The organism is Flavobacterium stagni (assembly GCF_004122105.1).
Lineage (GTDB): Bacteria > Bacteroidota > Bacteroidia > Flavobacteriales > Flavobacteriaceae > Flavobacterium > Flavobacterium stagni.
The window spans coordinates 339,225-352,151 of sequence record NZ_SBKN01000002.1 but is presented as its reverse complement, the minus strand read 5'-3'; the positions used below and the strand labels follow the sequence as shown (position 1 = coordinate 352,151).

Sequence of the window (12,927 nt, the reverse complement as noted above, 5' to 3'; positions counted from 1 at the left end):
TAGACCAATTCAAATTTAACGATAATTAAAAAATAAATTACTATTTTTAGATGCAATAAAATAATTTCAATGCCAAACGTCTGTTACACAAGATTATTGTTGATTTTTTTCCTAATGGGGAAAATGTATGGGCAAAATGTAGGCTTGTACCAACAATATAATGGTCGTTACGACTTTACTTTTGTGGGCAACACCCTGAATTTGGGAGAAAATAACACCACCGCTGGTTGTGAAAATTTGATTGCAGCCGCTTCTTCAGCCACACTAACACTTGCCGGGACACAACAATTGCACCAAGCCTTTTTGTATTGGGCAGGCTCGGGTACCGGCGACACTTCGGTTTCATTAAACAACCAAACTGTAACCGCAACTCGATTATTTTCAAACATTAACAGCTCCTCCGGACTTCCCTATTTCAGTGCTTTCGCTGATGTAACTGCTCTACTCCAAACCACAGGCAACGGAATCTATACTTTAGCTGACTTAGACATTAGTAATGAACTTATAACTCAGCCCGGCTACTGCTTAAACCGAACCAATTTTGCGGGTTGGGCCTTGGTGATTGTGTATTCCGACCCTACATTACCCATCAATCAAGTGAATATTTATGATGGTCTGCAAAGTATTCCTTCGTCAATAAATATCAATTTAACCAACTTGAATGTAGTGGATAATGTTGGGGCCAAAATTGGATTTGTGGCATGGGAAGGTGACTCCAATTTAGCCGTAAATGAAAGTCTGCGCATCAACGGAAATTTATTGAGCAATCCGCCTTTAAATCCGGCCACGAATGCCTTTAACGGTACCAATTCCATTACAGGCAGTTCGACAATGTACAACATGGATTTGGACATTTACTCCATCCAAAACAACATCCAAATTGGGGATACCTCAGCTTTGATCCAACTCACCTCGGGACAGGATATGGTTTTAATGAATGTCATAGTTACGACATTTAACAGTCAGCTCCCTGATGCTGTCATTCAAATCGATTCGGTCGACCAAAGTTGCGATTCACGAGATATTACAGTGCATTATACGGTTTCCAACCCGAATGCCACCGACCCACTACCCGCACAAACACCGATTGCATTTTATATTGGAGGAACGCTTGTGGGGCAAGCCCAAACCCAAACCATCATTCCTGTTAATGGAAGTGAAACGGGACAAGTTACCCTTACTATCCCTACAACCGTTCCGGATACTTTTACGTTGGATGCACAAGTGGACGACAACGGATTGGGACAGAGTACGGTGATCGAACTCATTGAAAACAATAACGCGGCATCGTTTTCCATTTCGTTATGGACGAGTCCGGTGGTCCAAACTTTAGCGCCATTGGTGAGTTGTAACCAAGGGTTTACTTCCGGTCAATTTGACTTTTTCGACTATGCGAATACCGCATTTGATGCGTCCTCAGCGCAATTTTCAGGCTACTATGAATCTGTGAGTGATGCGACCAATCAGGTCAATGCCATCCTTACTCCCGAAAATTACTGGGCGAATGCCACACCCAAAACCATTTATTTCCGCATTGATAATACCCATTGTTATACCATTGGTTCGTTTGAATTGCAAACCAAAAACTGTCCGCCTACGATTTACAACTATGTTTCAGGCAATGGAGATGGAGCGAATGACACTTTTCATATTGATGGATTGTATAATATTTTCACCCACTTCACCCTCGAAATCTACAACCGTTGGGGGCATTTGGTATGGACAGGTAATAACAACTTACCAGAATGGGACGGATTTTCGATCGATAAAAACACCATTAGTAATTATATTTCGCCCAAAGGAACCTATTATTACGTACTGAAATTAAACGACGATGGCTATCCCGAACCCTATGTGGGTTGGCTCTATTTCACATTTTAAGGTTTCGCCGATTTCTCGTATTTTAGCCTTCTAAATTTATTGTTTTGAAACAAATCAGTTCGACCCAAAATCCGTTCATCAAATCCCTTGTCCTTTTGCAAGAAAAAGCCAAAGCCCGAAAACAATCCGGCACATTTTTGATTGAAGGCCAACGGGAAATTGAACTGGCCTTGAAAGGCGGATACGAATTGGAAACCGTATTGTTTGTTCCTGAACTTGTTGATTATTCTGAACTACAAAAACAATTACCCGTTTCTTGCGAATGGATAGAAATTCATAAAGAAGTCTATCAAAAACTGGCCTATCGCGATACCACAGAAGGTATAATTGCGGTAGCAAAAATGAAAAATCACGAAATTGCTCGTTTAGATTTACCCAAAAACCCATTGGTTTTAGTAGCTGAAGCGATTGAAAAACCCGGGAATCTGGGTGCTTTGTTACGCACAGCCGATGCGGTAGGTGCCGATGCCGTTTTGATTGCCAACCCCAAAACGGATCTTTACAATCCCAATATCGTGCGCTCCAGTGTGGGTTGTTTATTTACCAATCCCATTGCCACAGGAAGCTCTGAAGAAGTCATTACCTTTTTACTACAAAAAAATATCGCCATTTATAGCGCCACTTTACAAAATTCAAACGCCTATCACGAAAACGATTATACGGGTCCGACCGCCCTTGTAGTAGGCACTGAAGCCACCGGACTCACGGCTGCGTGGCGGGAAGCGGCCACCCAAAATATCATCATACCCATGTCGGGCACCATTGATTCCATGAATGTATCCGTGGCGGCAGCGATCTTACTTTTTGAAGCCAAACGTCAACGTGGTTTTTAATTTAATTATTCTTCCCATGAAAAAAACACTTGTAGCTACCCTGTTCCTCATCTTTTCACTAACGACATTCGCCCAAATGACCGAAGCCCAATTGGACGATGTGGTAGAACGTACGCGTAAAGCCTTTAATGTTCCCGGAATAGCAGTAGGAATTATCAAAGACGGAAAATTAGTAATGGCCAAAGGCTATGGGGTTACCAATATTAAAACGCAAGAAAAGGTCGATGCCAACACTTTATTTGCGGTAGCTTCCAACAGCAAAGCGATGACTGCAGCCGCGTTAGGAATTTTGGTCGATCAAAAGAAAATACAATGGGACGATAAAGTCATTCAATATTTACCCGAGTTTAAAATGTATAACGACTATGTCACGAAAGAATTCACCATTCGGGATTTGTTGATTCATAAGAGCGGACTGGGATTGGGCGCTGGAGATTTGATGATTTGGCCCGACGGACATAATTTTACCCCCAAAGACATTATCCAAAACATTCAATATTTAAAACCCGTTTCCGGCTTTCGTACGGAATACGATTACGACAATTTATTGTACATCATAGCGGGTGAGGTCGTGGCCAAAGTATCTGGAATGTCTTGGAATGAATTTGTAGAGAAAAACCTGATGGAACCGTTGGAAATGAAGCGCAGTGCGACTTCATGGAACCGACTCAAAGACACCACCAATGCCATCGTGCCGCATGTACCCACTAATGGCAAATTGGAAGTCATCAAACGGTACAAAAACCCCATTTTTGATGCAGCGGCAGGCGTTCAAACCTCGGTGAATGATTGGAGCAAATGGGTAATTGCCCAATTGAATCGCGGTAAATACGGTTCGAATCTTGAAAAGCAATTATTCAGTTTAACTACACATAATGAAATGTGGACCCCACAAACCATCATGCCGATTACGAATGTGGCGCCTTATAACTGCCATTTCAAAACCTATGGATTGGGATGGCAATTGACCGATATTAACGGCCATCTACAGGTTTCTCATACCGGCGGTTTGGACGGAATTGTAACACAAACTATCCTATTTCCCGAAGATCAATTGGGAATTATTGTGTTCACTAACCAACAAAGCGGTTCGGCTTTCAATGCGATTTCAAACTCTATTAAAGATGCCTATTTGGGATTCAACTATCCCGATCACGTTACGGCTTTGAGTACAGAGCGCAAAGCGAAAGAAAACAATGCCGATGAAATCACTGATAAAATATGGGCGCAAGTCACACAAAACGAAACGAATAAAATAAAAGTAGATTATTCAAAAGTGGCTGGCGAATTCAAAGACCCGTGGTTTGGGGAAGTTACGATTAGTTCGACAAAAGGCAAAACCATTTTCACTTCCCACCGTTCGCCCCGACTCACGGGAACCTTACATTGGGTGGAAGGTGATCATTATGCTGTGAAATGGTACAACCGCAGTTTGTTGGCCGATGCCCACGTATACTTTAAACGCGATTCCAGCGGGAAAATCATCGGTTTTACAATGGAAGCGATTTCGCCGTTGACCGATTTCAGTTACGATTTTCAAGATTTGAATTTTTCGAAGGTCGAATAGACAAAACCTATCTTTCCATCTTGCAGGATTGGCTGAAAATGTTGTATATTTAGCCAACCCAACGATTTCTTATGCACGAGATAGATTTAGAAGAAGAGAAAAAAGCACTCGCTAGAGAATACAAAGAACTTTTGCGCATCAGTTACCAAACCTTAAGTGTGGACGATAAAAAACTGATTCGCAAAGCGTTTGATGTGGCCGTAGATGCGCACAAAGACCAACGCCGTAAATCCGGTGAAGCCTATATTTTTCACCCTATTGGAGTGGCTAAAATCGTGGCTTCTGAAATTGGTTTGGGTGCCACGGGTATCGCGGCAGCACTATTGCACGATGTGGTAGAAGATACGCCAATCACTGTTGAAGACATCGAAAAGCAATTCAATCCGAAAATTGCCCAATTAGTAGGTGGATTGACCAAAATTGCGCAGGTAAAAAAAGACATGAACATCTCAATGCAGGCGGAGAATTTCCGAAAAATGCTGCTTACGTTAAACGATGATGTTCGGGTAATTCTCATCAAAATCGCCGACCGCTTGCACAACATGCAAACGATGGATTCGATGCCGCAATACAAGCAAGAGAAAATTGCTTCGGAAACCTTATACATCTATGCGCCTCTCGCCCACCGTTTGGGATTGTACAACATCAAAACCCAATTGGAAGATTTGGGGTTGAAATATACCGAACCGACTATTTACAACGACATTGTCAGTAAAATCAAAGAAACCAAAGAAGAACAAGATGCTTACATCAAAATGGTGTCGGATGTGTTGCGAAAATCTTTGGACGAAGAAGGGATTGAGTATATCATCAAGGGCCGACCCAAATCCATTTATTCGATTCGTCGTAAAATGATGGTGCAGCGCGTGACCTTTGATGAAGTGTACGACAAATTTGCATTACGTATTATTTATAAATCCAATACCCACGACGAAAAATTCCTAGCGTGGAAAATTTATTCTGTCGTAACCGACCACTATCGTCCGAGTCCGAGTCGTTTACGCGACTGGATTTCATCGCCCAAATCGACAGGGTATGAAGCCTTGCACATCACCGTCATGGGTCCGAAAGGCCGTTGGGTCGAAATACAAGTTCGAAGCGAACGCATGGACGAAATCGCGGAAAAAGGATACGCGGCGCATTACAAATACAAACAAGGTGCTACGGAAGAATCCGGACTTGAGAAATGGCTAAACTTGTTGAAAGAAGCGTTGGAAAACTCAGAATCCAATGCGGTCGACTTTGTCGAAGATTTCAAAATGAATTTGTATGCCAAGGAAATCTTCGTCTTTACACCCAAAGGAGAAATCAAATCCTTACCCAAAGGCGCGACTTCGTTGGACTTTGCCTTTAGTATTCACTCCGAAATCGGAATTAAAACGCGAGGGACAAGAGTTAATGGACGTTTGGTTCCCTTGAATCACGAATTGAAAAGCGGGGATCAGGTTGAAATTATCACTTCTTCCCACCAAAAACCAACGATTAACTGGTTGGATTATGTGACAACTTCTCGCGCGAAAAATAAAATTCGAAGTGTACTTAACGAAGACACTAAGAAAATTGCCGAAGAAGGAAAAGAATTACTGACACGTAAATTAAAACACCTCAAAATCACCCTGAATGAAGGGGTGGTCAATGAATTGGTGAACTACTTCAAACTAAAAACCAGTTTGGATTTGTTTTATCGTGTGGGAATTGGCGCCATCGAAAATCAACAATTGAAAGATTATGCGGCACAGAAAAGCAATACGCTGATTAATTTCTTCAAAAATAAAATCAAACGATCGCATTCGTCCAACCCGGATGAAATCAACCGTCAAGAACTGACAAGCAACTATGATCTTTTGGTATTTGGAAAAGAACAAGACCGCTTGGATTATAAATTGGCGTCGTGTTGTAATCCCATTCCGGGTGATGATGTATTTGGCTTTGTGACTATTAATGAAGGAATTAAAGTCCACAAAAAAGATTGTCCAAATGCCATAAGCTTACAATCCAATTATGCCTACCGCATCATGCAAGCGCGCTGGATCGACTCGACCAAACAAGAGTTCAAAGTGATCTTGAACATCACAGGAATGGACACTTTAGGATTGACCAACGAACTCACGAAAGTCATCTCCAATCAAATGCATGTGAATATCCAAAGCATTTCCCTGAGTGGTGAAGCAGGAATTTTCAACGGTCAGGTCACAGTAGTTGTGCAAAACAACCAAATCCTAAAACGCATGATCGAAAGCATCAAGAAAATTGACGGCATTGAAAAAGTCACGCGAGTCTATAGTTAATCATTCTAAATTCTAAATTTAAATGTGGATGGGGTTTAACAGTTTATTTGAAATCCATTTTCAATTCACCTCATTGACACATTGCCCCATTAAAAAAACAACCACAAGTTTTGCCTCCTTTAAACAAAAAAGTATCTTTGTAGCCTATGACACAAATCGCTACGGATAACGCTAAAAATCAAGAGACCGTGAAAAACGTTTTTACGGCCTATCTTGAATCGAACGGACACCGTAAAACCCCTGAACGCTATGCGATTCTTCAGGAGATTTACGATAGTGAAGAACATTTTGATATCGAAAATTTGTACATCAAAATGAAAAACAAAAACTATCGGGTGAGTCGGGCGACGTTATACAATACCATCGAACTCCTACTCGACTGCGGATTGGTGCGCAAACACCAATTTGGTCAAAATCAGGCGCACTACGAAAAATCCTATTTCGACAAACAACACGATCACATCATCATGACCGATACGGGTGAAGTGATTGAGTTTTGTGATCCGCGCATCCAAACCATTAAAAAAACCATGGAAGAAATTTTCGGAATTGAAATTCACAACCATTCCCTCTATTTCTACGCCAGTAAAAAATCATAATACTACACAACACAAACAACACAACAATGACTGTAGACTTACTGTTAGGATTACAATGGGGCGACGAAGGCAAAGGAAAAATTGTCGACGTACTCACCTCAAAGTATGACATTATTGCCCGTTTTCAGGGCGGACCCAATGCGGGACATACTCTAGAATTTGATGGTATCAAACACGTTTTACGTACCATCCCTTCCGGAATTTTTCATGCTAATTCCATCAACATCATCGGAAATGGCGTCGTAATTGACCCGGTGGTGTTCCAAAAAGAAATTGAAGGTTTGGCACAATTCAATATGGATGTGACTGCTAAGCTGTTCATTTCGCGTAAAGCGCATCTTATTTTACCGACTCACCGTTTGTTGGATGCCGCTTCGGAAACCGCCAAAGGAAAAGCTAAAATCGGTTCAACCCTCAAAGGAATCGGTCCGACCTATATGGACAAAACGGGACGCAACGGAATTCGTGTAGGTGATATCGAGTTGGCCGACTTCCAGGAACGTTACCGAAATTTAGCCAACAAACACGAGGAGATGATCAAATTTTACGACGTTTCCATCCAATACAATTTGGCCGAAATGGAAGCTGAGTTTTTTGCCTCCATCGAAGAATTGAAAAAATTGACCTTTATTGACAGTGAAGAATATTTGGCGCAAGCACAAAAAGCCGGAAAATCCATTTTATGTGAAGGCGCACAAGGTTCGCTGCTTGATGTCGACTTTGGAACCTATCCTTTTGTGACGTCATCAAATACCACAGCTGCGGGAGCTTGTACAGGATTGGGCATTGCCCCCAATAAAATCAAAGACGTTTTCGGAATTTTCAAAGCCTATACAACGCGTGTAGGTAGCGGACCTTTCCCTACTGAATTGTTTGACGAAGTGGGTGCTACCATGGCCAAAGTGGGCAACGAATTTGGTTCGGTAACGGGCCGCCAACGCCGTTGTGGTTGGTTGGACTTAGTCGCTTTAAAATACGCCATTCAAATCAATGGTGTGACGCAATTGATGATGATGAAAGGGGACGTACTTTCGGGCTTTGAAACTTTGAAAGTGTGTACGGCCTACCAATACAAAGGGAAAACCATTCACCATTTACCGTACAATATTGAAGAGGAAAATGTGACGCCGGTATATACAGAATTTAAGGGTTGGAACGCCGATTTAACGGGCTTAACTACCTATGACAGTTTACCGCAAGAATTAAAAGACTACATCGCTTTTATCGAGCAAGAAGTGGAAGTGCCGATTAAGGTTATTTCTGTCGGACCCGATCGAAAACAAACGATTTTGAGATAATAAAAAACCCGCTTTAAACGAGCGGGTTTTTTATTACTTTTATTTCATGATAAAATATATAAGCACATTCATCTTCTTCATGGGCCTAATGGCTCAAGCACAAGATTTAGAAACATTAGAACGGGATTTAAAACATAAGATTCAATATACCGACACAACGTTTTATTCCTTTGACATGAAAATTGTAAAGGATCTACCTAATCGTGCTGTGGCTGTGGTGGCAAAATTTAGCACTCCTTATGAAGAAGATGGCTTTGATTGTAAAGTCACCGTTTATACTGTTGATACAACTACAAAAAAAATTGTAGGGCAATATGTTTTCCCCAACACTTTTACTTCTGATGCAATTGAATTAAGTACGTTCCAATTGGATTTTGCTCCCTATCAATTGAATTCCAAAACGCGTGCTTTTGGGGTGCGATGGAGTTACAGTAGCAGTTCGCGGGTGAGTCCGTATGGCGAAAGTTATATCGCCTTATTTATTTTAAAAAATAACCAACCGACTTGTATTTTGCCCCAACTACAAACCAGCGAAAGCCAAGGTGATTGGGATATGCAGTGTAAATACGATGGAAAAGAAATCAAACGTTTACTACTTATGGCGCCTACGCAAAACAATGGATATGCGGATTTAATAGTAAAATCACAAACGATAATTCGCACTTCACGTCAACCCAAAAATGAAGAAGATCCATGCATCGAGGAAGAATTAAGATCACCTTATCAAAAAGAAATTTGGATTTTTACAGAAGGAAAATATCAAAAATTGGATACCAAAAAGTCGGCAAAAAAATAAAAAAACCCGCTTTAAACGAGCGGGTTTTCTTTTTTATAATTTTAAAATAAACGATTCACTACCGGCCAACTGCAGGTCGATGAATCCTAGACCTTGTTTCACTTGTAGCGTAAACGTTTTCCCAAACAACACATCTTTCACGGGATAAGAACCGTCTTTTAAATGCCAAAGGTTGATCAATTCATTGGAGATTTTCAATTTGTATTGGTGGGCATGTTCTGAATCAAAATTGGAAACTACAATCAATTTTTCTGTATCGGACCAACGGGCAAAAGCGTATTGCTGACCGTCGTATCCTGTCGTTTGTGCATTGACCGCATGCAAATCCAAATAGTTCCCCATTAGGGCCGAACTCTTGATACTAAAATTCAATAAGCGTTTGTAGAAATCACGAAGTGCCTTTTCTTTTTCGGTCAATTGCCCTCCATCAAACTTGCCTTGGTTCATCCAACGTTGGTGGTTGGGTACACCGATGTAATCAAAAATACTGGTGCGGGAACGCTTTCCAAATCCGGCATCCTCATTCCCAGGTTCGCCCACTTCCTGTCCAAAATACACCATTGTTGGCGCCGTACTCAAGGTAGTTGAAACCACCATCAAGGGTTTGCCCCGTTCACCCGAACCGGCAAACTCAGGACTTGCCAAACGCTGTTCGTCGTGGTTGTCCAAGAAATGTAACATGTGGTGCTCGATATCTTTATTGCGTTGGCGAATGTCGGTTAAACCATCTGTCGTGGTGCGCCCTTGAATCACCGCTTTTAAATGATCGTAGGTTTCTACTTTATCATATAAATAATCCATTTTTCCTTTGTGGATATAATTGCGGTATTCGTTGGGATTATATACTTCTGCCAATAAAAAGGCTTTCGGATTTTTCATTTTTATGGCCGAATTCATAAAGCTCCAAAATTCATACGGCACCATTTCCGCCATATCATAACGGAAACCGTCAACACCTTTCGCCAACCAATATTCGGCGATTTCACGGAACTTCCACCATGAATTGGGTACATCTTGAGTTTTCCAAAAATCATAATGCTCGGCATAGGATTTCTTTTCGAAACCCTCAGGCAATTCGGCAAAATCCTTGGTGCCGTCGGGACGAATACCGTAGTTCACTTTGACCGTTTCGTACCAATCGTTGATATCGGGTTTGGCCAATCGCGAACCGTTACCGGTCCATTTGGCCGGATTTTCATCAAACTTTCCATCGATCATCGGATGGGCTTCCCCATTTAAGGGTTTATAATCGGGTGAGGTGGGCACTTCAAAAGCTTGCCCCGGAATGTAATAGAAATTGTTGTTGCGGTTGTATTCTTGCGTCACATCGTCGTCTGTTCCAAAATCTTTTACATAATCGGGTTTGGAGGTACTTACATATTTACGCGCAATATGATTGGGCACAATGTCAATAATTACCTTCAATCCGTGTTTGTGCGCCCGATCAATCAAGGCTTGAAATTCCGCTAAACGATTGGCTGGATTAACCGCCAAATCAGGATTCACATTGTAATAATCTTTAACGGCATAGGGCGAACCCGCGCGACCTTTCACGACATCCGGATCGTCATTTGAAATGCCATATTTAGTATAATCAGCTACCAACGCATGGTGCGGCACACCCGTAAACCAAATGTGGGTCACGCCTAAATCTTTAATTTCTTGCAAGGCTTTATCGGTAAAATCATTAAACTTCCCAACCCCGTTTTCTTCTTTGGTTCCCCACGGTTTGTTGGTAGTATTGGTATTGCCGAAAAGGCGTGTAAAAACTTGATAAACGACTTTTTTATGTTCCACGTTGGTTGTTTTCTTTTTGAATTGTACGTCGGATTTCTTTGCTTGGGCAGTGGCTTGAAGCGCAATCCCCAAGGCCGCAAAGAGCAGTATTTTTTTCATGACTTTGGTGTTTTAATGACCAAGAGCAAATATAGAAATTAGAATTCGAATACTGAACCTGATAAAAAAAACTTAATACCGAAATACCTTGTGCTGATTTTCATAAATTTGCCTCAAAATTTAATTTCCTTGAAACACTTTTGTTTTCTCCTTATTAGTCTAATCAGTTTGATTTCACCCGCTTTTGCCCAACGCCAACCGGGTAGAATTATGGTGGAGAATGCCGACTTTCAAGACATCAACCAATTCGAAATTCCGGATGCCGTTTTATTAACGGGTAATGTTCGGGTGCGCCACGAAGGTGTGGTCCTGACCTGTAATAAAGCCTATTTTTTTCAAAAAGAAAATTACATCAAAGCCTTTGGCGAAGTACAAATGGTACAAGGTGACACTTTGTATTTGAATAGTAAATATGCCGAATACAACGGAAATGTCAAAAAAGCCTATGCTACCGGAGATGTCGTCATGCGTTCCCCTGAATCGAGCTTGGTGACCGACACGATCCATTTTGACCGCGTGCAACAAGAAGCTTTTTATAAAACGAAAGGCGTAATCACGAATCGGGAGAATACGTTAAAAAGTAATTCGGGGACTTATTATGTCAAAGAAAAGAAATACCGCTTTTTGACGGAGGTCGAACTCAAAAATCCACAATACACCATCAAATCCAACCATTTGGATTATTACACCAATTCGGGGCATTCCTATTTGTTTGGACCTTCTACCATCACCGGTAAGGACAATTTTATTTATACCGAAAATGGTTTTTACAACACCAAAAAGAATGTGGGTCATTTTCTAAAAAAATCCTACATCAAATACAAAGACCGCTTGATTGAAGGAGACAGTTTGTATTTTGACCGTACCAAAGAATTTTCTTCGGGTACCCGCAATGTCAAAATCACCGATTCCATCAACAAAGCGATTGTTCGCGGTCATTATGCCGAAGTGTATAAAAAACAAGATTCGGTTTACATCACCAAACGGGCTAGTGTGCGCTATCAAGTTGAAAAAGACTCCATGTTTGTGCATGCGAAGAAAATTTACATGACGGGTAAAGCAGGGGAACGCATCATTCGCGGGCAAAAAAATGTTCGTTTCTTCAAAACCGACATGAGTGGAAAATGCGATTCCATTCATTCGGATCAAAAAAATGCCCTGACGAAATTAATTGGGAAACCAATTTTATGGAATAACGAAAAACAGCTGACGGGCGATGTCATGCATTTGATAGGAAATAATAATACCGAAAAGCTCGACTCGCTCAAAGTACTCAACAATGCTTTTATCATTTCGAAAGATACGCTCGACGCCGGATTTAATCAGGTCAAGGGCATCAATTTGTACGGGAAATTTCGGGACAACAAATTGTATGAAGTCGATGTGGTGAAAAACAACGAAGTGGTGTACTTCATGCGCAACGACGAAAACGAGTTAATCGGAATCAATAAGAATGTGTGCAGTCGGATCAACATGCTCATGAACGAAGGAAAAATTGAAACGATTACTTTTTTTGACAAAGTCAGCGGCACCATTTACCCCGAAGAAGATTTCCCAGAAAACGCCCGAAAACTGAGAGGTTTTGTGTGGCGCATTGACGAAAAAATAAAGTCCAAAGAAGATATTTTCCCGCCTGAAGAAAACGAAGACGAGGCAAAAATCCAGGCAGCAACCGCCAAAGACAACGCCAAACCCAACCTGCCGATGCCCATTCGGAAGGAAACCTTGAATTACGGCAAAAAGAATACCCCCAAACCCAAAAAATAATA

General features: G+C 41.4%; 9 protein-coding genes. 8 read left to right on the top strand and 1 reads right to left on the bottom strand.

Annotated elements, in window-relative coordinates; translation table 11 throughout:
- Positions 1 to 114 precede the first annotated feature (114 nt).
- The 7 genes from EQG61_RS05960 (at position 115) to EQG61_RS05930 (ending at position 9,262) form a co-directional block, all read left to right on the top strand.
- Positions 115 to 1,881 (top strand): T9SS type B sorting domain-containing protein, encoded by a 1,767-nt coding sequence (locus tag EQG61_RS05960; protein ID WP_235829031.1) that lies wholly within the window; start codon positions 115 to 117, stop codon positions 1,879 to 1,881.
- Positions 1,882 to 1,925: 44 nt separating this feature from the next.
- Positions 1,926 to 2,714, top strand: coding sequence for a TrmH family RNA methyltransferase (locus EQG61_RS05955; RefSeq protein ID WP_129460988.1), 789 nt, complete (start codon positions 1,926 to 1,928; stop codon positions 2,712 to 2,714).
- A 16-nt stretch (positions 2,715 to 2,730) separates the two neighbouring features.
- The gene (locus EQG61_RS05950) at positions 2,731 to 4,281 is read left to right on the top strand and encodes a serine hydrolase (protein ID WP_129460987.1); all 1,551 of its coding nucleotides are present in this window, start codon (positions 2,731 to 2,733) and stop codon (positions 4,279 to 4,281) included.
- A 71-nt stretch (positions 4,282 to 4,352) separates the two neighbouring features.
- Positions 4,353 to 6,569, top strand: coding sequence for a RelA/SpoT family protein (locus tag EQG61_RS05945; protein ID WP_129460986.1), 2,217 nt, complete (start codon positions 4,353 to 4,355; stop codon positions 6,567 to 6,569).
- Positions 6,570 to 6,715: 146 nt separating this feature from the next.
- Positions 6,716 to 7,168, top strand: a complete 453-nt coding sequence (locus EQG61_RS05940; protein WP_129460985.1) for a Fur family transcriptional regulator — start codon at positions 6,716 to 6,718, stop codon at positions 7,166 to 7,168.
- A 26-nt stretch (positions 7,169 to 7,194) separates the two neighbouring features.
- Positions 7,195 to 8,466, top strand: a complete 1,272-nt coding sequence (locus EQG61_RS05935) for an adenylosuccinate synthase (RefSeq protein WP_129460984.1) — start codon at positions 7,195 to 7,197, stop codon at positions 8,464 to 8,466.
- A gap of 46 nt (positions 8,467 to 8,512) precedes the next feature.
- Complete coding sequence (locus EQG61_RS05930; RefSeq protein WP_129460983.1) at positions 8,513 to 9,262, top strand: PA3715 family protein; 750 nt, start codon at positions 8,513 to 8,515, stop codon at positions 9,260 to 9,262.
- Positions 9,263 to 9,295: 33 nt separating this feature from the next.
- On the opposite strand, the gene EQG61_RS05925 is transcribed toward EQG61_RS05930, so the two are convergent.
- On the bottom strand, positions 9,296 to 11,158 hold the full coding sequence (locus EQG61_RS05925) for an alpha-amylase family protein (RefSeq protein WP_129460982.1): 1,863 nt from the start codon (positions 11,156 to 11,158) through the stop codon (positions 9,296 to 9,298).
- A gap of 210 nt (positions 11,159 to 11,368) precedes the next feature.
- Here EQG61_RS05925 and EQG61_RS05920 point away from each other — a divergent pair, with 210 nt between their 5' ends.
- Positions 11,369 to 12,925 carry an OstA-like protein gene (locus EQG61_RS05920; protein ID WP_129461029.1) on the top strand — a complete coding sequence of 519 codons (1,557 nt, stop codon included), beginning with the start codon at positions 11,369 to 11,371 and terminating at the stop codon, positions 12,923 to 12,925.
- The last annotated feature ends 2 nt before the right edge of the window (positions 12,926 to 12,927 follow it).

Excerpts from the sequence above, each read along its gene's own strand:
- EQG61_RS05960 (WP_235829031.1), top strand. The coding sequence starts at position 115 with ATGGGGAAAATGTATGGGCAAAATGTAGGCTTGTACCAACAATATAAT.
- EQG61_RS05950 (WP_129460987.1), top strand. The coding sequence starts at position 2,731 with ATGAAAAAAACACTTGTAGCTACCCTGTTCCTCATCTTTTCACTAACG.
- EQG61_RS05945 (WP_129460986.1), top strand. The coding sequence starts at position 4,353 with ATGCACGAGATAGATTTAGAAGAAGAGAAAAAAGCACTCGCTAGAGAA.
- EQG61_RS05940 (WP_129460985.1), top strand. The coding sequence starts at position 6,716 with ATGACACAAATCGCTACGGATAACGCTAAAAATCAAGAGACCGTGAAA.
- EQG61_RS05935 (WP_129460984.1), top strand. The coding sequence starts at position 7,195 with ATGACTGTAGACTTACTGTTAGGATTACAATGGGGCGACGAAGGCAAA.
- EQG61_RS05930 (WP_129460983.1), top strand. The coding sequence starts at position 8,513 with ATGATAAAATATATAAGCACATTCATCTTCTTCATGGGCCTAATGGCT.
- EQG61_RS05925 (WP_129460982.1), bottom strand. The coding sequence starts at position 11,158 with ATGAAAAAAATACTGCTCTTTGCGGCCTTGGGGATTGCGCTTCAAGCC.
- EQG61_RS05920 (WP_129461029.1), top strand. The coding sequence starts at position 11,369 with ATGGTGGAGAATGCCGACTTTCAAGACATCAACCAATTCGAAATTCCG.